This window comes from Pseudomonas sp. SMN5 (assembly GCF_052041925.1).
GTDB lineage: Bacteria > Pseudomonadota > Gammaproteobacteria > Pseudomonadales > Pseudomonadaceae > Aquipseudomonas.
Map to the genome: position 1 here is coordinate 113176 of NZ_JBKGGX010000001.1, position 20134 is coordinate 133309.

At 54.5% G+C, this 20134-nt stretch carries 17 protein-coding genes and 4 pseudogenes; 13 read left to right on the top strand and 8 right to left on the bottom strand.

Annotated elements, in window-relative coordinates; genetic code table 11:
• Positions 1-152: 152 nt before the first annotated feature.
• The 5 genes from ACLEJR_RS00515 to ACLEJR_RS00535 form a co-directional block, all read right to left on the bottom strand.
• Positions 153-2303 (bottom strand): TonB-dependent receptor, encoded by a 2151-nt coding sequence (locus ACLEJR_RS00515; RefSeq protein ID WP_047738993.1) that lies wholly within the window; start codon positions 2301-2303, stop codon positions 153-155.
• 71 nt (positions 2304-2374) lie between these two features.
• Entirely contained in the window at positions 2375-2764 is a 390-nt protein-coding gene (locus ACLEJR_RS00520; protein ID WP_047738992.1) for a DUF2946 family protein, read from the bottom strand.
• Between the two features lie 62 nt (positions 2765-2826).
• On the bottom strand, positions 2827-3402 hold the full coding sequence (locus tag ACLEJR_RS00525; RefSeq protein ID WP_047738991.1) for a c-type cytochrome: 576 nt from the start codon (positions 3400-3402) through the stop codon (positions 2827-2829).
• Positions 3389-4696 (bottom strand): sulfite dehydrogenase, encoded by a 1308-nt coding sequence (gene soxC / locus ACLEJR_RS00530; RefSeq protein WP_047738990.1) that lies wholly within the window; start codon positions 4694-4696, stop codon positions 3389-3391. The genes ACLEJR_RS00525 and soxC overlap by 14 nt, the downstream gene beginning before the upstream one ends.
• A gap of 183 nt (positions 4697-4879) precedes the next feature.
• Positions 4880-5497, bottom strand: coding sequence for a TetR/AcrR family transcriptional regulator (locus ACLEJR_RS00535; protein WP_047738989.1), 618 nt, complete (start codon positions 5495-5497; stop codon positions 4880-4882).
• Positions 5498-5769: 272 nt separating this feature from the next.
• On the opposite strand from ACLEJR_RS00535, the gene ACLEJR_RS00540 reads away from it, so the two are divergent.
• From ACLEJR_RS00540 to ACLEJR_RS00590, 11 genes and pseudogenes are all read left to right on the top strand, one after another.
• Positions 5770-6600, top strand: coding sequence for a DMT family transporter (locus ACLEJR_RS00540; protein WP_234407909.1), 831 nt, complete (start codon positions 5770-5772; stop codon positions 6598-6600).
• A gap of 166 nt (positions 6601-6766) precedes the next feature.
• Positions 6767-7215: pseudogene (locus ACLEJR_RS00545) on the top strand (transposase).
• Between the two features lie 28 nt (positions 7216-7243).
• Positions 7244-7309 carry a hypothetical protein gene (locus ACLEJR_RS00550; RefSeq protein ID WP_267886035.1) on the top strand — a complete coding sequence of 22 codons (66 nt, stop codon included), beginning with the start codon at positions 7244-7246 and terminating at the stop codon, positions 7307-7309.
• Positions 7310-7362: 53 nt separating this feature from the next.
• Positions 7363-7890 (top strand): annotated as a pseudogene (locus ACLEJR_RS00555) (transposase).
• A 136-nt stretch (positions 7891-8026) separates the two neighbouring features.
• Entirely contained in the window at positions 8027-8827 is an 801-nt protein-coding gene (locus tag ACLEJR_RS00560) for a helix-turn-helix domain-containing protein (protein ID WP_047738987.1), read from the top strand.
• 58 nt (positions 8828-8885) lie between these two features.
• A complete protein-coding gene (locus ACLEJR_RS00565) occupies positions 8886-10310 on the top strand; it encodes an NAD(P)/FAD-dependent oxidoreductase (RefSeq protein WP_047738986.1) in 1425 nt (474 codons plus the stop codon).
• Complete coding sequence (locus tag ACLEJR_RS00570; RefSeq protein ID WP_047738985.1) at positions 10307-10648, top strand: cupin domain-containing protein; 342 nt, start codon at positions 10307-10309, stop codon at positions 10646-10648. The genes ACLEJR_RS00565 and ACLEJR_RS00570 overlap by 4 nt, the downstream gene beginning before the upstream one ends.
• Positions 10649-10692: 44 nt before the next feature.
• Complete coding sequence (locus ACLEJR_RS00575) at positions 10693-11766, top strand: polyamine ABC transporter substrate-binding protein (protein ID WP_144419457.1); 1074 nt, start codon at positions 10693-10695, stop codon at positions 11764-11766.
• Positions 11767-12094: 328 nt separating this feature from the next.
• A complete protein-coding gene (locus ACLEJR_RS00580; protein ID WP_080964361.1) occupies positions 12095-13081 on the top strand; it encodes a helix-turn-helix domain-containing protein in 987 nt (328 codons plus the stop codon).
• A gap of 1422 nt (positions 13082-14503) precedes the next feature.
• The gene (locus tag ACLEJR_RS00585; protein WP_440811381.1) at positions 14504-15136 is read left to right on the top strand and encodes an MCP four helix bundle domain-containing protein; all 633 of its coding nucleotides are present in this window, start codon (positions 14504-14506) and stop codon (positions 15134-15136) included.
• An 8-nt stretch (positions 15137-15144) separates the two neighbouring features.
• Entirely contained in the window at positions 15145-16119 is a 975-nt protein-coding gene (locus ACLEJR_RS00590; protein WP_440811383.1) for a methyl-accepting chemotaxis protein, read from the top strand.
• Positions 16120-16423: 304 nt separating this feature from the next.
• Here the strand turns inward: ACLEJR_RS00590 and ACLEJR_RS00595 are convergent.
• Positions 16424-16537 (bottom strand): annotated as a pseudogene (locus ACLEJR_RS00595) (IS30 family transposase); the annotation flags it as partial.
• 135 nt (positions 16538-16672) lie between these two features.
• Between ACLEJR_RS00595 and ACLEJR_RS00600 the strand changes: the two are divergent.
• On the top strand, positions 16673-16921 hold the full coding sequence (locus ACLEJR_RS00600; RefSeq protein ID WP_047738982.1) for a hypothetical protein: 249 nt from the start codon (positions 16673-16675) through the stop codon (positions 16919-16921).
• Between the two features lie 130 nt (positions 16922-17051).
• On the opposite strand, the pseudogene ACLEJR_RS00605 reads toward ACLEJR_RS00600, so the two are convergent.
• Positions 17052-17263, bottom strand: a pseudogene (locus tag ACLEJR_RS00605) (hypothetical protein).
• 870 nt (positions 17264-18133) lie between these two features.
• Positions 18134-19048 (bottom strand): LysR family transcriptional regulator, encoded by a 915-nt coding sequence (locus ACLEJR_RS00610; RefSeq protein ID WP_440811385.1) that lies wholly within the window; start codon positions 19046-19048, stop codon positions 18134-18136.
• Between the two features lie 111 nt (positions 19049-19159).
• On the opposite strand from ACLEJR_RS00610, the gene ACLEJR_RS00615 reads away from it, so the two are divergent.
• Positions 19160-19987 carry an SDR family oxidoreductase gene (locus ACLEJR_RS00615; protein WP_440811388.1) on the top strand — a complete coding sequence of 276 codons (828 nt, stop codon included), beginning with the start codon at positions 19160-19162 and terminating at the stop codon, positions 19985-19987.
• Positions 19988-20134 lie beyond the last annotated feature (147 nt).

The window sequence follows — 20134 nt, forward strand, 5'->3', positions numbered from 1 at the left end:
GAGATCGAAAAAAAAAACAGTCTGGCGAACCTCGTTCTATAAGCGATGTTTTCGAGCTTATCAAAGGGGAACGACCAGCTGCTTGAATCATGAAAGGGACGCTGGGATGTCAGTCCAGCGGGCCCCTCCATAACGCTACGGGTTCTTTCTTATCAGTAGCTCCACTGCACAGCGACTTCCAGGCTGCGCGGCTCTCCTAGGTAATATTGGGTGTTGCTCTGGTGAATGAAACGAGCATAGACCTCGTCGTTCAGGTTACGCAGACGCGCGCTGAGCTGCATGTGTTTGTCCAGGTCGTGAGTCATGGACAAACCATAAACGGTGTACGAGGGCACCCACGTCGTATTGGCCGTATTGGCGTAGACCGACGACACGTAACGTGCGTCGGCCCCGAGTTGCCAGTCGGGAGCCACGTCATAGGTCAACCAGAGATTGGCTACGCGGTCTGGAATGTTCACCGGATTCTTGCCTTTGCGCGAGTAAACGACGCCTGCGATGGTTTCATTGAATTCGTCGTACTCGGCCCTGACCCAGCTGAAGTTACCCGCGGCCAATAGCTTGGGCGTGATCTTGAACGAAGTCGCGAGCTCGATGCCGGTCGAAGTCTGCTGACCCGCTTGTTCGGTGGTATTGGGCACCGTAGAGGAGGGGACGGAGATGTTCTTGCGCACGATGCGGTAGGCCGCCGCAGTGGCCGAGCCGCGACCCTCAAGAAAATCGAACTTGCTGCCCACCTCGATTTGGCGGCCGGTGCTCAAGTCGAAGTCGCCCACTTGGGAAATGGAGGCGCCGGTAAGCGTACCTCCCGGCGGCTCGGCTGACGTACTGTATTGGGTATAAAGGCTGACATTCGACGTCAGGTCGTACACCAGACCCAGGCGACCCGTGACTGCATCCCAACGTTTGTCGAGCCTGGCCTGCGCCGCATGATCGATGACCTCGAAGTCGATATGGTCATAGCGCAACGCAGTAATTAGCGCCAGTCGCTCGGTCAGACGCGTACGGTTCTCGAGGAAAGCCGACGAGGTGTCGGTCCAAGTACTGCGGCCTTTAGTGCGCGGTGCATCCATCCCCGGAATGTCCGAGAAGTGGCCCGGCTCGAAGCCATCTGGATCGATGGTGTCGAAGGCGCCTTTGGACAATGGATAGTTGGTTTGCTGGTTAGTGTTGTAATCCACGCCCAGAGCCCAATCGCTGGCCAGGCCGAACAGTTGAGCCTGGTGAGTCAGCTCGATACGGTCACCGTTGACCTCCTGATCGTGCCTTTGGCGGTAACCGCCGGAGCGGGCGATAGCGCTGTTATCGCTGTTGTAGCGGTAAACCTCAAGGTTGCGGTAATCGCGCTGGCCGTCGTAACGGTAGAAGGTATTGCGCAACTGGGTGTTGTCGTCCAGATGGTAGTCGGTGATCGAGCGTATCCAGCGGGTGCGCTGCTCATAGCGGCCATCCTTGACGTTGTAGTTGTTGAAGCGGTTGCGCTTGTCGATGTGCAATCTGCCGGTCATTGGTTGCAGTACCGGTGTGCCCCAGTAAGGACTGTCTTCTTCCTCTTCCAGATATTCGATCGCCAGCGTATGGGAGAGTTGATCGTTGATGTCGCTGAGCAGCGAGAAGGCCAGGTTGCCCGCACCGTTCTCCTGGCGGTCGATGTAACCGTTGCTGTTGGTGCGGCTGTAGTCGAGGCGCGCATAGTGGCGTGGGCCATCGCCACTGTTGAGCGCTCTATTGAAGCCGACCGCGGTTTCCCAGGTGTCGTAGCGACCGTAACTCATCCGGCCTTCGAAAGTATCTTCGTCGCGGTTGGCAAGCTTGGTTATCACGTTCAGGCTGCCGCCCACGGCACCGCTGCCGTTGAGGAACGAGGAGGGGCCGCCGAGCAATTCCACCCGGTCATAAATCCAGGCGCCGACCGGACGTGCTGCGCCGCCGTATTGCAGATTGATGCCGTTGAACAACTGGCTGATCTGGGCACCGTTGAAACCACGGTACGACACATAGCCACCCCAGCCGGGTGGCGCGGAAGCGTTCACCCCGGGCAGGGCGTTCGCCGCGTCCTGAAAGTTGCGTGCACCGATGCGTTCCATTGTCTTGCGATCGGCTACGCTTACAGAGGCGGGATTTTCCCGGGCACTGAGGTTCAGGCGCGAGCCGCTTTCGATGGGGGTGTCCAGGTCCAGGCTGGTGGCCGGTTTCGGCTGGTCGGCCGAGGCGTTGATATAGCTGGCGGGTAAGTTCAGAGTCGTGTCTTGCGCCCACGCGCAGGTGCTGCCCGCGAGCAGCGCCAAAGTAGTCAAGCGAAACATGAAAAGCTTCCTGTCTTAATTCGATGAGCACACACCGACCGCGCGTCATGCAGCGGCAAGTGGTGATGATGTCAAGGCGAGGGAAGCAGGTCTGGGGAGGCGCGAGGATTGATCAGGGGCCAGCGCTGCCTGGGTAAGCAGCGGGTCGGTTGTGCGGGCAAGGGCCTGGCTGGCTCGCCGGCAAGCAGGGCGAGCAGCCCGAAAAACGCTGCCAGCAGGATCGCGCCGAACAGGCTGGCAATGACGCAATCAGCTTCGACGGGCAGTGAAGGGGCGGGCACGTCGTGCGGGCTTTCGAGTACCGCGCCGCCGTCTGTAGAGCAAAACAGTCCGCCGTCCAGACCGCTCAATCGCAAGCCGGCCATTTGTCCATGGCCCATCGCGCACAGCAACGACGCGAACAGGACGCTGAAATACAGCACCCAGGCAATCATCGATTTTTCGCGGCTGGCCAGCTTCATCAGCAAAGCTCGTGGAGAAGGGAACGGTTTTCCGGCGAGCGGATTCTACATTTTTTGATCCGTCAGTGGGCTTTTAAACAGTCCGACATACACGCAACAGCCTTGCTGTCCGGTCTGTCATCGGTAAAAAAACCGTCTCGATTCGGCATCTTTACATCCGCCAAGGTCGCCGCTTCCACGGTCGCGTTGGCGTCCAGCAGCTTGTTCATGTGCAGGATGTAGCCGGTCACTGCATAGACCTGTTCGTTGGACAATGACTGTGGCGCCTGGAAGGGCATGGCTCTGCGGATGTAGTCGAAAAGTGTCGTTGCATAAGGCCAATAGCTGCCGACTGTCTTGAGCGGTTTGTCAGTCGTCAGCGTTCCTTTGCCCCCCGCCAATGCAGGACCAATGCCGCCTTCAAGCTTCACGCCATGACAGCTGACGCAGCTGTTCATGTAGACCTTTTCCCCGTCTGCCACCGTCGCGCGTCCTGGAGGCAAGCCCTTGCCGTCGGGTGCTACATCGATGTTCCAGCTAGCGATCTGCGCTTCGGTAGCCTTGGTGCCCAAACCGTATCGGGATTGTGCCGAGGCATGAGTCAGCGCAAAGGCGCAAAGCAAACCGATGAATAACGACCCACCTTTAAGCCCGTCCATTGGTCACCTCCCCAGTGCTGGACACGCGCCACGGTTGCACCGAATTGTTGTGGTAGAAAGAGACCTTGCCACGTTCATTGATCAACTGGTCCAGCATCGGCTGAACGTATCCGGTCTCGTCGATAGCGCGGCTCATGATCATCAATTCCTGGCCGTTCCATTCGAAAGGCGCCCTGAAGACGGTAAGGGCCATGGTCAGAATGGGCTCCTGTAACCTGGCTTGTGTCCAGTTATCGCCGCCATCGACGGAAACATCGACCCGGGTGATTTTGCCGTGGCCGCTCCAGGCAATGCCACGCATCTCATGCAGGCCCTTGCGCGTCAGTTTCTGGGTGCCGGAAGGGTAGGTCACCAGCGATTTGCATTCCATGACAAAGGAAAACTTCCGAGCCTTGCCGTCCGCCATCAAGTCGGTGTATTTGGCGGTTTCTTCCCGGCTGTAGGCGGGCGCGTCGGTGACGTGGAGTCGGCGCAGCCATTTGATGTGGGTATTGCCCTCGTACCCGGGGACAAACAGGCGAAGCGGGTAGCCCTGTTCCGGCCTCAGGCGCTCGCCGTTCTGGCTGTAGACCACCAGCACATCGTCGAGGCATTTCTCGATGGGAATACTGCGTGTCATTGCCGCGCCATCGGCCCCTTCGGCGATGATCCACTTGGCTTGAGGCTTAAGCCCGGCTTCATCCAGCAGGGTTTTCAAAGTAACGCCTGTCCATTCAGCGCAACTCACCAGGCCGCTGACTTCTGCTGCGGTTTTGCCCCAGGGTGGGAGAAACGATGGGTTGCCCGAGCACTCCATGAAGTGCACTCGAGAAACGGCGGGGAATTGGCGTATCTCGTCCATGGTAAAGATCAAGGCTGTTTCGGTGAGGCCGTGAATCACCAGCCGATGTTGCGCCGGATCGATTTGTGGGACGCCCGCATGGTGGCGCTCATAAAAAAGGCCGTTCGGGGTGATGATGCCGTCCAACTCCTGAAGTGGCGAGGTGCTGTAGGCGGACATCGTGTCCTTCAGGCCGGGATATAGATTCCTGACCGCTTTGGTTTCGAATGTTGAAGGTTTGCCATAAGGGCTTGCCGTGGGAGCGCCAAGACTGCGGGTCCATTGTGGGACTTCAAGAAGCTGGCTCGGATCAGGCGGGGCGATGTTGGTCGTCTCCCCGTTGACCAGGTCGCTGTCACCCAGAGCAAACGCAGCAGTACCGATAATGGCCCCGCTTTTAATCAGGAAATCCCTGCGAGCCAAAGCTGTTTGAGGCATGTCTTGCTTGGCGGGGATCATGGACTTTTTTGTCATTGTTTTTCCCTCTTGTTTTTGTCGGAACGACGCAACAGTACATCTACAGACCGATCGGTCGGTCTATGGTCAGCGTAGGACGAAAAGTACGCCTGGTCCAGTCGCAAGGGCAACCATGGCGAGGGAACGTAAAAGCGGAGGAGGTCCAGGGAGGCGGCGCATCTGAAGCGCCGTTGATGACAGTCAAGCGGGGCGCGGCTCAACCTTCAGTCCGGGCAGGAGGGTGTCACAGAAAAACGTCGCGATGGATTCCGGGGAGCGAGGGCCTCCAGGCTTGATCCACAAGTAGCTGTAGTGATGAATACCAAGGATAGCCTTCACGGCCAACGAGTCGGATGTGCGAAAGGTCCCCTCGCTCACGCCAGCCTTGAGGATCTGCGACCAGAGTTTTTCATATTGCCGGTGCAGGTCGAGCAACTCGGTCTGGCGCTCGCCAATGACCGAATACACTTCGCGAAAACACACCGTCATTTCGGCCAGGTGGGAGACAATCGTGCGCATCACGATGGCCGAGAGATGGCGAAATTTATCTTCCGCAGTCAAATCGCTCTCGCACAGAGGCGTGCCTTCTGCGATGAGCACTCGCAGGTACCGGCTGGTGATTTCGAACAGCAATTCTTCCTTGCTGCCGATGTGGTAATACAGTGCGCCTCGAGCCAGGCCAGTGGCTTTTTCCAACTCAGCCATGCCGGTCGCGTGAAACCCGCGCGTTGAAAATAACTGTGCAGCGATTTTCAGGATCCGTTCCTTGGTGCTTGTTTCAGCAGGTTCGGCAGCGACGACGGCGTTCTTTTTTCCCATGAGTCAATTCCAACCGGTTGAGGGTCAATCATACCCATGGGCTCGCACTGAAGGATACATGCGAGAGACGCTCATCCCATGGTCGTAGGAAAAAAATTGTATTGACCGATCGGTACAGGCGCCTTTATAAGCTCGCTATAGTCGAACGTTTCCAACGGGCGCGGTGGCGTCGAAAGTTCTAGGAGCCTACCAAGGCATTCGGACCGACCATGACAACGAGCAGACACTTCACCCGAACGTCCAATCCATCAGCCTCGGCAAGGCTGATTGTGATGATCTGTTTCGCCATGATTGCCTTTGCCGCGAACTCACTGCTGTGCCGCCTGGCGCTAAAGCACACCGACGTCGATGCTGCGAGTTTCAGCGTTGTCCGGCTGGTTAGCGGGGCCTTGGTGCTATGGCTGATGTGCGTCGTCAGGCGATCCACGACTTCCATCAAGGGCAGTTGGAAAGGCGCCACAGCCTTGTTCATCTACGTCTTCGCTTTTTCTTTCGCATACCATCATTTGGAGACCGGGACGGGGGCGTTGCTGTTGTTTGGCGCGGTTCAACTGAGCATGGTTCTGTACGGCTTGTTCAAAGGCGAGCGGATGCACGGGCTGGCGATCGTTGGGTTTGTGTTGGCGCTCATTGGCCTTGTCAGTCTGCTGCTTCCAGGCGCGGCAGCACCCGATCCCCTGAGTGCGCTCACGATGTTGCTATCGGGGCTGGCCTGGGGAGTTTATTCACTACTCGGCAAGGGTGTCGCCGATCCTCTTGCGACCACTGCCGGCAATTTTATCCGCTCCATTCCACTGGTCCTGATTGCAAGCTTACCGTTTCTGTTAGGGCTGCGTTGGGATCCGCTGGGGATACTTTATGCCGTTCTTTCCGGAGCGCTGGCGTCAGGCGTCGGTTACGCGGCCTGGTACGTCGCGGTACGTCATCTTGCCTCGTTTCAGGCAGCGACATGGCAGTTGAGCGTACCCATCCTGGCTTCGCTGGCTGGTATCGTTTTTCTGGGGGAAAGCCTGAGCGTAAGGATGGTGTTGGCATCCGTCGCTGTGCTGGGTGGTGTTGCGTTGGTGCTGGGCGGCAAATATGGCAGCGCTACAGGCAGCTAGAGGCTCAGCTCGCTCAATCAGGTACGCCTGGGCCTGCGGGGGTGTCAGAAATTTTGTGTTCGGGCATAACATGGGTAAGAGGTGCATGTATGCCAACCAAGAAGAAACCCCTGCGTGACCTGCCCAAAATCCCAAAGAGCTGCTTGAGCAGTTCGGCCAGGGGTTGATGACAGCGGAAGCTATCGAGGACGCCTCAGCGGTATTCAAGAAAGCCTTGATTGAACGGGCCTTGAACGCCAAACTCGGCCATCACTTGGGCTATCCTCCGGGCGCGCAGCGCCCAGAGGATGAGACCAATCAGCGCGATGGCAAGAGTGGAAGAACCGTACTGACCGGCGATGGCCCGCTGCGGCTGGATATTCCCCGCGACCGGGATGGCAGTTTCTCGATGACAAGATCATCGCCATGTATGCCCGAGGCATGACGGTGCGTGAGATCCGTGCTTTTCCCTCTGAGCAATACGGCACAGAGGTTTCGCATGATTTCATCAGCTCGGTCCCTGACGAGGCCATGGAAGAAATTGGTGCGTGGCAACAGCGACCGCTTGAGCCCATGTATCCGGTCATTTTTTTGATGCGCTGCGGGTCAAAATCGCGAAGAAGGCCTTGTCCGTAACAAGGCGATTTATCTGGCGCTGGGTGTTTTGCCTGACAGAACGCGCGCGATTCTTGGCATATGGATCGAAAATACCGAGGGCGCGAAGTTCTGAATGAAGGTTTCAACGACCTCAAAACTCGCGGTGTTGAAGATGTACTGATTGCCGTGACAGATGGCCTTAAAGGCATGCCAGAAGCCCTTGGCGCGGTCTTTCCAGCCACAACACTGCAAACTTGCATCGTTCACCTGATCCGCAACAGCCTCGAGTACGCAGCTTGGGATAAGCGCCCTGGGCTGGCCAAGGCGCTTAAACCGATCTACCAAGCAGTCACCGCCGAAGCGGCTGAGCAAGCGCTGGATGCGTTCGAAACCGGGCCTGGGGCAAGCAATATCCGACGGTAGTGGCGGCTTGGCGGCGTGCCTGGGATCGAGTGATTCCATTTTTCGTTTTTCCCGCCAGCGATCCGAAAAGTGGTCTGCACAACCAACGCTATCGAGAGCATCAATGCTCAGCTACGAAAATTCATCAAGACTCGCGGCCACTTCCCGACCGGCGATGCGGCAACCAAACTGATCTGGCTCGGGCTGTGCAATATCACTGCAAACTGGGGCTCTGCAGCCCATAACTGGAAGAGTGCGATGAATCAATTTGCGATTCTGTACGGAGATCGATTTATCAGGCCGACCCGGTAAAAGCACAGCCTGCCTAACGGCAGGCCGTTACCGGCCCGCACACAAAAAATCTGACAGTCTCGGGCCTGCCTGTATTTGTTCACTCAGCCGTTCAAGCACTAGACTGGTGCGGTCCAGTCATCAGGCCCGTCAGACCATGCTCCTCATTCCGCCAGATACCGCCGAACAGACAGCGCTGACCCTCGAAGTGGTGCTGCGTTACCACATGGCGTGGAAACGCCGCGACTTGGAGGCGATTCTCGCGATTTATCACCCGCAAGTGCAGTACAACGATTTTTTCCAGAACCGCAGCATGGGTCTGACCGAGTTGCGCGCTTACATCACCAGCACGTTGCCGCGTCATCCCGATGAGTATCTTGAACACAACGACCGCATCCGTGCAGATGGCTGTACCGCATTCATCCAGTACCAGACGGCTCTGAAAGGCAGTGGCGAGCGGGTGGTTTTTCGCACCAGTGAAGCCATCACGGTATGTGATGGCCTGATCCTCCGTATAAACGAATATGCCTCGCTGGTGCGCGACAGCGAGCCCCAGACTGGGCGCCACGCCCCCGCCATCAGTAAACTGGGTCTCTCGGCGCGCCAGCTGACGTTCATGGCGCGAGACTTGGCCGATTACTTTACCCGCCAGCAGCCCTTCCTCGACCCGGATCTGGATCTTGCACGGATTGCCAGCGCTACCGGGTACAGCCGTAATCAGCTGTCTTACCTGCTGAACCAAGTGCTGGGACAAAGTTTCTATCGCTACGTGACCCAAGCACGGCTGGCCTACCTGCTTGAGCGCCTCGTCAATCACGGTGAAAACGCGCCCATCGAGGCCCTTGCGGTGAGTGCCGGATTCAACTCCACCTCGGCGTTCTACAAGGCCTTCCGAAGTCATACCGGCTGCACGCCCAAGGCGTGGTTGAAAGCCAATTGCGTGCGTGCCCGCAGATAACACAGCCCCTGTCGCAGCGCATTAATCTCTGTCGACAAACAACCGATGGAGCATGGGGATGTCTGGCTGGGGTGGTGTGAGTTTGTGGATGGAGGAACTCGGCGAGGCGCTGACGCCGCGCCCGGCGTTGTATCAGGATCTGCAAGCAGACGTTGTGATTATCGGCGCCGGTTACAGCGGCCTCTGGACGGCCTATTACCTAAAACAGCAAGCACCGCACCTGAACATCGTCATCGTTGAAGCACAGATTGCCGGCTACGGCGCCTCCGGTCGCAATGGCGGCTGGTTGATGGGCAACCTGCTGGGCGAAGACCGGCTCCTGGGGCCATTACCTGCCGCGCAACGCCACGCGGGCTACCGACTGCTGCGTGGAATCCCCGACGAGGTAGCGCGGGTGTGCCACCTCGAAGGCATTGATTGCGAACTGCGCAAAGGCGGCGTGCTGTACTGTGCGGCGCGTTATCCCGAGCAAGAACGGCGCCTGCGCGAACAACTCGACGTCGCCCGTGCGCAAGGCCTGGGTGAAGACGACTACCGCTGGTTGAGTCCTCAGGCCATGCGTGAACAACTCAATGTGGCCCAGGCGTGCGGCGCCCTGTATTCACCTCACTGCGCGACCATCCAGCCGGCACGGTTGGTGCGGGGGCTGGCCGACGCCGTCGAACGGATGGGTGTACGCATTTTCGAGCAAAGCGCGGTGCTCGACTGGAAGCCAGGCCAGGTTCGAACCGAGCACGGTCGGGTAAGCGCCGATTGGGTGGTGCCGGCGGTCGAAGGTTATGCCAGCACCCTGCCCCCGTTGAACAAACATCAACTGGCCGCGCAAAGCCTGATCGTCGCGACTGAGCCACTCCCGGCCGATGTGTGGGCCGAAATCGGCCTGACCCGTGGCCAGGCGTTCAGCGAAAACAGCCGCCAAGTCACCTACGGTCAGCGCAGCCGAGATGATCGCCTGGTGTTTGGCGCCCGCGGTGGCTATCGCTTTGGCGGTCGCCTGCGCAGTGACTTCAACCTCACTCAGGCCGAACGAGCATTGCGGCAACACCTGTTTAGTGAACTCTTTCCGATCCTGCGCAATGTGCGCCTGACCCATGCCTGGGGCGGAAATCTGGGGGTCGCCCGGTCCTTTCACCCGCACATGCTCGCCGACCGTCGCCAGCGGATCGCACTGGCGGGTGGCTACGGAGGCGAAGGGGTAGGCGCCAGCAACCTGGGCGGCCGAACCGTGGCGGCGTTGATTCTGGGCCAAGACAACGAACTGACTCGCCAACCCTGGGTGTTGGGTGATCGTCCCCTGGACTCGTTGCCACGATGGGAGCCCGAGCCTCTGCGTTGGCTGGGTTACAACGCCATTATCCAGAGCTTCGTTCACGAGGATCAGGTATTGGCCAACCTCCATGCGCCACGCTGGCGTCGCCGGATGGCTGAAGGCTTGGCCGGTTGCATGGAACGTCTGATGAAGTCCAAGGAGCCGTTTGCATGAAGATCGATCATTTTCGCGACACCGCCCGTTTGCCTCTCGGTGAGCCTGGCGCTGTTGGTGTACCGCTGGGCGAGCCGCTTTCACAGGTTGCCACGGCATGCGTCGAACGCGACGACGGCGTTGAGGCCGGCGTGTGGGAATGCACCCCCGGCCGCTGGCGGCGCCAGATCGTGCAACAGGAGTTCTGCCACTTCATTCAGGGGCGTTGCACCTTTACCCCGGACGGTGGCGAGACCCTTCATATCCAGGCCGGCGACGCGTTGATGTTCCCTGCGAACACGACGGGAATCTGGGATGTACAAGAAACCGTTCGCAAGAGCTACGTACTGATTTTCTGAACTGCCTTCATCCATAACGCCTAGAACAAAGGTTGAGGTCTCGCATGTTGAAGTCGATCTTTCCGTTACTGTTGATCGCGTCTACCGCTCAGGCAGCAGACACCGTCAGGATCTACAACTGGAGCAGCTACATCGCTCCAGATACCCTGCAAAACTTTACCGCCCAGACCGGGCACCCGACTCAATATGACCTGTACGACAGCAACGAGGTGCTCGACGTCAAACTGATGGCCGGCCATTCAGGGTATGACGTGGTGTTTCCATCCAACCACTTCATGGCCCGGCAGATCACGGCCGGCGCACTCAAACCGTTGGACCGCAGCAAACTCCCGAACTGGCACAACCTCAACCCGACGCTGATGAAGGTTCTGGAGGCCAATGACCCCGGTAACCGCTACGGTTTTCCCTACCTGTGGGGCAGCACCGGCATCGGCTACAACGTGGCCAAGGTCAAAGCGGTCCTGGGTGATGTACCGATAGACTCGTGGGACATCGTGTTCAAGCCGGAAAACATGAAGAAACTCGCCCAGTGCGGCGTGGCGATGCTCGACAATGGTCCCGAGATCCTTCCCATCGCCTTGAACTACCTTGGTTTGCCGCATCACAGCAATGTCAAGGCCGACTACAAGAAGGCACAGGAGCTGCTACTCAAGGTGCGCCCCTATGTAAGCTACTTCCACAACTCCAAGTACACCAGCGACCTTGCAACGGGTGACGTGTGTCTGGTGGTGGGCTTTTCCGGCGATGTGATGCAGGCCGCAGCGCGGGCTAATGAGGCCGGGAACGGCCAGCAGATTGCTTACGCCATCCCCAAGGAAGGCTCACCTATGTGGTTCGACATGGTCGCGATGCCTGCCGATGCTCCAAATGAAACGGCCGGTTACGCGTTTTTGAATTACCTATTAGAGCCCAACGTCATAGCCGACATTAGTAACCACGTGCACTATGCCAATGGCAACGTAGCTGCTAACGACATAGTCGACAGTGCTGTCTTCAACGACCCGATGGTTTATCCGCCTGAAAGCGTTATGAAAAAGCTCTTCGTGCTTGAAGCGATGCCGCTGGAGGCTGACCGGTTGCGCACGCGTATCTGGAGTCGAGTTAAAAACGGTCAATGAAGTCAGTCGCCGATAATACCGGCAACCCGCATCATCGGTGAGAAATCTGCAGGGGAAAGCATGCCTTTGCAGCGAACGCATTCGATATTTGAATGATAACGGTGTGAACCTGACTTATATCATCGAAGAGGTTGTATTCGCTTCAGGCTGTTAGACCAATGCGCCGTGCTTGTTTGTTTCAATAGATACTAACTTCGCCGGCTGTTCGCATGGCGCAAAATTGTACAGACCATTGGAATGGCTGAAAGTAAACTCTCGGAGAGGGACGGTGACTAATACGAATTTTAACCGCGCAGGTGATACTGCTGGCTTAATATCAGGTGCCATAATGAATGATTTATCCATTTCGAAAGTGCATCTTAAGGACGAGAGCTCGCTTTGGCATTATTATAATAACTGTGGGCTTTCACCCGCGCTTAGGTTTTTGGGTGGTGGAGCATTGGACTATAAGAAAATAACTTACAGTCTTGGCGAATGTTTCATATGCTCCACCGCCAGCGCTTCCGGCTGGGGATTTGAAAAGCAAAATAACACAGACGTATATTTTGTTTGTTATACGCACAGAGGTGAATCGACTTGGGAGATGAACAAGCACGGTGTTATTAAATCTTCTCAGCAGTTGTGCGTTGTAGACAGTTCGATGCTTGTGCAGGGTCAGTTCGCACGGGGTACGTCTACCGATACAATAATGATTGATGCTAAAGTCTTCGATCGTGAACTGCGATCTTCACGAGGCATACAACGTAATGATCGGTTAGAGTTTCAGTCTCTGCTGCAAAACGATAAAAAAATTTGGTCAATGATCAACTCCCTTTTATCGTGTATAAAGAATGGAATGGACTTACGTCAGGCTCAACGATCGCCTTTAGCTATGAGCTATCTAAAGCAAGCGCTCGTCTCTACATTGTTAGAGCTGATTCCTAATAATTACCACGAAAATAGGACGAGAAAATCTGAGCCACTTATACCTAGGCATATCGGTAGGGCGATTGAATATATGCACGCTCATGCGTGCGAAGATATCTTGATTAGTGATGTTGCTACCTATGCGCATACGAGCGTGAGGAACTTGCAGCTAGGTTTCAGATTGCATAAGAATGTTTCGCCAATGCACTATCTCAGGGACCTACGCCTAGCTTGCGCTCACAACGATCTTATCAGCGAGGACGAGCGTACGGGATGGCAGCAGATAGGGCTTCGGTGGGGCTTTTCTGATCTTGATTTGTTTGCTAGGTACTATAAGGACAAATATGGTAATACCCCTTTTCAGACTCAGTACATGAATAAAGGAGACTTGGTTATCGATAAGTCGTGATGTCTATTTATTTTTAATTCATTTCCACAAGACCCTAAAAAAACGAAATTTTATTGAGAAAAACGAAGAGTTGATGTCCTGGCCTATGCAGCTATAAGGAAATATGAGTAAATAGTAAATCCTGTGCTTCCGCTCAGTCATCGAAGTTTCTAGTATGAATGATTTACTACTAAGCAGCTTGGTTTGCAATTACAAGAGAAAAATTGACCGGTATCTTGCTGAGGCCGATAAGCATATATTTAATCACAGGTCTATTGCTGTACAGCTTCGCTCGAATAGAGCTGAAATAGCTAACATAAGGGCTGCTATAGCGAACGCGCCCGATGATGTCAACGGCATTGTTTGCCTGCTTGCTCAATTAAATTTGTTAGAGCTCTCCGTGATCCAGCTGACCAATAAGATAGAACTTGCGATGCTTACTACTACTGGCCGGCTTGGGTCGGACCTGGATGAGCTTCGATCAGTGAATAAGAGGCTATGCGATATTTTAGCAAGAGATTCTAAAATGGCTTCATGCACTTCGTTAAATTCCATACTAGTCAATTGTCAGCAAGATATTGAAGCTGTTTACCATCGATTAATATGTTACTGCGGTATCGAAGTCGGTCTGTTAAAGATTATTGACAGCGCGAGAAAGCGAACATAGGTATTAACTGGGGTGTCAGTGCTCAAGCAGGTGATATGTGGTTATGTCAAATGATTCTTCTAAAATGAATTATTCAAGTGAGTATGAGCTCTCTGAAATATTAATTAGCGAGTGTTATTCCTTGCAGTTTTCTGTGCGCATGGTTGTTGGGTTGTTTTTAAAGGCTCCCGCTCATTCTGGTGACCTAAATAAAGCCAAAGATTCAGAGTCCTTTGGGCTGAGAGTGAGCAGCTTGAATCCTTCAGACGCCGAATGTTTGACGAGGGAGTTGCGGGTTTCATTGTGTAAATTGAACGCTAGAATCAGGCAATTTGTTCCGGGAATTTATATCGAGGATATCTGCGATGCGGTTTGCCATGCAGATGAGCTCCCGCCACCCTCATCTTTGCTACAAAAATGTTTACATGATAATGATCTGAATCTGGGAGCTCTAAAATTGTATAGATTGTTCTGTTTATCCCAGTTGCAGAGAAAGGACGAAGGGTAGCAGGGGCTAGTTATTTACGTATGCAGGATTTCTGAACGTTGGCTAATTATGTTCAACTGGGTGGTGAGCTGAAATGACAAATCTGCCATGACACTTTTGTAAGCGGTATTGCGTGAAATTTTGTTGCTAAATTAATAATAGGTAGTCGGTGGAGTTGGCTAAGTTCTGATGGGCTCTCGGATTCATTGTACTTCGAGTTTAAGAAGTTGCCGGATATCACTGAAAGTTTGCTGTTTTGCCTATTTTACCCATTGCTACCCCTAGCGAGACATCCACCATGAACTTGCGAATGCTCAATCTTGCATCACGTTCCGCTCTTTGTTTTGGTATTTTTTGCGCATTGATTTTTTGCTTTGGAATGTTTGCCTTAAGGCAGACTTCCACGCTGAGCGAAGCGGAGAAAAAAGTTGAGGAAAACATCGTCCCTAGTTTTAAGGTGTTGGGCTTGCTGGATCGTGAGTTTATGAGCGTACGTAACAGTAATAGTAAATTGCGCAACGCCGCAGAGTCGGAGTTGGTGAGGTCTATTAGCTTGAAGGAGGTTGTAGAGTCACAGGGGCTTATTAGGAAGTATCTTTCGGAGCTGGCCGGGTTGGTTGTTACTCCACAAGGTCAGGTCGTCCTTGCTTCTTTGGGAAAGTCTGTTGCCGAATTTGAGCTTTTGCAAAAGCAATATCTCAGTTTTATTGCTGCTGGCGATTATGCGAGCGCCATAAAATACGGGGATGAGGAAGTTCGAAACGCCGCTCTTAAAGTTGCTTCAAGTGTCGAGGCGCTTAGAGATAGTAATGATGCCAAAGCGAAGGCTGCCGGGGAAGCGGCAGACGCTGCTTACAATCAAACCGTGACAATGGTGTTTGTTTTATCACGTTGTCGCTGTTGGCAACTGTTTTGCTTGCCTGGATGTACACTCGAAGCTTGACACTGCCTATGCGAGAATCATTGTTGATTGCCGAGCGTATTGCGGCTAACGATTTCAGTAACGAGATAAAAGTTCAAGCACGTGATGAGATGGGGCGTCTTGTTGCAGCTTTATCGACCATGCAAGGGAACTTGCGTGATACGATTATTCAGATCAGCGATTCATCCAGCCAGTTAGCCGCGACGTCTGAGGAAATGCATGCTGTGACGGAAGAAGCTTCCAGAGGGTTGATGCGTCAGAATAATGAAATTGAAATGGCTGCGACCGCTATTACAGAAATGAGTTCAGCTGTCGATGAAGTTGCTGGCAATGCAGCAGGGGCCTCAACTGCTGCATCGCAAACCAGCAGAACCGCTATGGATGGAAGGGTCAAAGTAGATGACACAGTCGATGCCATTAACATGATGGTCGGCAGTGTAGAGTCTACATCCGCTAGTGTGAAAGGCTTGGCTATAAAGGCCACAGATATAAGTAAGGTGCTCGACGTGATCCGTGCCGTAGCCCAGCAGACAAATCTTCTCGCGCTTAATGCTGCAATCGAAGCGGCTCGTGCGGGTGAGGCGGGTCGTGGATTTGCAGTCGTTGCTGATGAAGTGCGCGCACTAGCTCACCGGACTCAAGAGTCCACCAGTGAGATCGAGCAAATGATTTCGACAATCCAGACAGGCTCAAATGAAGCCGTAATGGCAATGGAGCAGACTAGTCTGCAAGCTACCAACACGCTCGCTTTGGCTCGTTCCGCCGGGTTGGCTCTGGCCGAAATTACCGAGTCAATCGAGCACATTAATGAGCGCAACGTGCAAATAGCGACTGCCGCCGAACAGCAGTCTCAAGTTGCAAGACAGATTGATAGTAGTTTGGTAAGTATTCGCGATTTATCTATCCAGTCCGCAGCGGGCTCGCACCAAACTTCAGTTGCCAGCGGCGAGTTGTCTGAGTTGGCAGTAAATCTTAACCATTTAGTCAAAAGATTTAAAATTTAAAAAAGTTTTTAGCGAGGTGAGGGGCGCGATGCATTCTCCCAGCGAGCGCGCTTAACTGATTCCTTATATTCATTGCCGGAAACGATTCATTGACTATCCCGCAGCCTGCGAACAGGTGGCCATGCTCAGGCGTAATAAGTGCCGAACGTAGAGCTATCTGGGAACAGCCAGTGCACCATGAGGCCGGTCAGGTAGTGGCGCTGCGTCGTAGCCGCATGCGCCTATCACAAGTGGCTGGACGTCGGCGGATTCAAGCGGCCGCCGCAACACTGGATTGTTGAATTGGGATCTCTTGGGCACTCTATCGAGACAGATCGGTACCTTTCGGGAATATTGGCGCAGAAAAACCCTCTGTATTTTCGTTTGTGCCTCACTGCCATGGGCTATGCGAGTCAGCACAGAAGACCTTTACTCCCGACGGACTTCGTCCAAGGAGACGCATCGACGGTCAACAAATAGGTCTTCTGTGCGTTTTAGGGGCGGACGGTGCTTGTCCCGGATCACGCAGCAATAACATGATGGCTGGCTGCTGGCCTAAAATGCGGAGTTCGTTATGGACGTCAAGCAGATGTTAAATGATGAACTGGTGAGCCGGCTGGAAGAGAAAATTCCAGCCATGGCGAAAGGCGCGATTAAGGCGGCCTATATCAATACGCTGGCGGCCGGACTCAGTGTGATGGAAATCAGTAATGGCATGCTCGTTGAAACAATGGCCGATGATCAGCACAAGGTTATTCGAGCGGCCAAGCCCAAGCATAAGGTAGCTTCGGACATGATTATCAAGGTGCGTCGCCTTTCATAACGAAAAATTGAGGGCGCCCGTATCTTCACGATGTCGCCGCGCAGCGCGCGGGAGTTCTGACGCTTCGGCGAGTCCAGCCTTTATGCTGCGCAGGATAACCGCCAAGCTCGCCATCGCATGGGCCGTTAAATCAGTGACCCTGGGTTCTCAGCTTAGCCAAGCCCTGCTTGATGTGTCCGGCATTTCTCCGATGGTGTGAAGTGCACCTCGGATGTTGGCACCAATCTCTGCTGCACCTTGATCTTTTACCTTCAAGGTCAGCTCCATCACCGCGGCCTCCAAGGCGAGCTGATTTTGGTACAGCCGCTCGAGAACATCAGAAAGTGAATATTCGGTGGGCATTGTTTCGACTCCAATCGAGGACTCATGAGCGTAGCAGCGGAAGGGACGGAAACCAAAGGGCGATAGGCCGAGAGAGTACTTGCTGAGACTCAGTGGCAGCAATCGGCCGATACTGTTAAAAAAGTCGGTTTCGATTTCCGTGACAGAAAAGTACGCGCCTGAGATTGAAATCTGTATTTTTTCGCAGAAGGTTTAGGACTCAAATTTGACGCAGCGGCGTGCAGAAAAGGCATTTTCACCACTCGATGCATGGCTAGCCAAACCGGGTCGACTTTTTCAACACAATCGGCCGAAAGCAGCCCACTGAGCGCTCACCCAGACGGCGGGTGGCAACGTCAGCGAATTGATGATGGTGTGCGGCTTTGGTTGATACAGTTCCAAGATCAAGGCTCTTTGAGCCCATAGAGGCGCTACAGCGGGAGCAGCTTCACGACCCATCTGGCATCCAAGAAGCATTGAGTAACTTTCCAGACGGGACGCCTCCCGTCCGGTTGGCTATGGGTCGGAGGAAATGGCAGAGCCCGAAATCCCGGTCTCTTGACCCTTGATAGTTCTCAAAAACAAGTCCAGAATTAAGTCTTTTCCTGCTTCGTCAATAAAAGAAACCCCTTAGATTTCAACGAGTCGGACACCAGATACGAGTCTCGTTTCCCGCTCCAGGATTCACAAAAAAAGCCACTCAGATGAGTGGCTTTTTTTATGTCTGAAGTTTTTATGGTGAAGGCGTGGGCCTTGGCATTTGTAATCAGTTGTGGTCGCCGCTGCCATGACGATTGACTGAACGGCGAGTACCTTGAGTATCCGTGTGCCAAGCCATCGACCTAGCCCTAACGATAGGTGTCTGAAGGCAATGGCAGAAAGCCCTGAGTATCATTCTTCAACATTAGCTGTGGTGCATTCCCTCAGGACTTCGATGAATGCCTGCAACCCGGATGGGATATGGCGATGTCCCGGGTAGTATAGAAACAGTCCTGGAATCGGCGGGCACCAGTCTTCCAGAACCTTCACCAGTCGGGCGTCGGCCAAAGCTCGCGCGGCTATGCGCTCTTGCACGTAGGCGATGCCGAGTCCGGAAATGGCGGCTTCGGCCATAATTTCCGGGTTATCGAGGGTCAGCTGTCCTTTGGGATCGATTACCAATGACTGCCCGTGTTTTTCAAACTCCCATCGATAAGGCTTGCCACTCGGCATTCGGATGCCGATGCACTGATGTTGTAGCAGATCATCTGGGGTCAATGGGTATGGATGAGTCTTGAGGTATTGCGGGGAAGCGACGGTTACAAATCGGATATCCGGGCCTATCGGGACGGCGATCATGTCTTGAGGTATTGACTCACCCAAGCGGATGCCCGCGTCGAAACCGTTGGCTACGACATCAACCAGGCGACCATCGGTGACAAGATCGACCGACATCTGCGGGAAACGTTGCAGGAATGTCGGCAGGGCACACTCCATCAGAACACGGGCAGCCTGATCGCTTGCGTTTATGCGCAGGGTGCCGCTTGGAAGATCCCGATACTTATTAACTTCATCTACAGCCAGCGCAAACTCGCGCAACACCGGGTTCAATCTGCTCAGCAGGCGCTCCCCCGCCGCCGTCGGAGCGACGCTGCGCGTTGTGCGATTAAGCAAACGAATCCCGAGCCTTGCTTCGAGGGTTCTCATCAAATGGCTAAGCGTGGAAGCAGACAAACCCAGCTCATCCGCCGCTTTGCGGAAGCTTCGGTGACCAACAATCAGCGCCAGCGCACGTACATCAGAGAGTGACAGAGGGAGTTCATTCATGGCTATTTTTCATTAGGTCATCCTCATTCTGCTGGATAGTATCAGCAATCCAAGGCGCGTAGCGTTAGATCCTCGCAAGCCTTCCTGGCTCGCTCTAAGGAGAAGACCTCGATGAATAAAACCTGGTTAATCACTGGCAGTTCGTCCGGCATTGGCTTGGCGGTAGTAGAACAATTGCTGGAGCGAGGGGATCGCGTGGCGGCTACGTTGCGTGATCTTCAAGCACTCAGCCACTTGAAAGAGCGCTACGGCGAACAGCTGTGGACAGCGGCGCTGGATGTGAACGATACGTTCGCCATTCGCAATGTCGTTAACCGTGCATTCACTGAATTGGAGCGCATTGATGTCGTGGTAAGCAGCGCAGGATACGCATTATTCGGCGCCGCGGAGGAATGCAGTGACGAACAAATCGATCAGCAATTGCAAACTAACCTGGTCGGCTCAATCCAGCTGATTCGCGCTTGCCTGCCTTTTCTCCGTCGCCAAGGGGGCGGTCGAATTCTGCAAGTATCGTCGGAGGGAGGCCAACTGGCTTATCCAAACTTCAGCCTTTATCACGCCAGCAAATGGGGCATCGAGGGGTTTGTCGAATCAGTCGCGCAGGAGGTTGCACCTTTCGGCATTCAGTTCACCCTTGTAGAACCAGGCCCGACTCGTACGAACTTTGGCAGGGCCTTGGTCAGCCCTCCAGTGATGGCGGAATACGAACAGACGCCTGCCGGCGAGGTGCGTAGAGCGATCGCCAGTGGTGCTTTTCCCTTGACGGGAGATCCGCAGAAAATGGCCAAGGCCATACTGGATATCGCCGAAGCCGAACCGGCGCCAAAACGTCTGCTGTTGGGCAGCGGTGCTTATGAACGGGTCCACGCAGCACTGAGCCAGCGAGTGGCTGAGCTGGAACAGTACAAGGCAATTGCAATGAGTACCGAGATCGAGTGAGTTCCGTTCAGGAAAGAGTCGCAACCGATTGGACCTGGCTCTGGACTCGCGGATTGCGCCTCGCAGGCTCTCCTGATTCGATGCAACGATTGTCGCGTGATGGCCTCATATGAAAACGGACAGCGCCTCGGTTGGAGAAGGGCGACT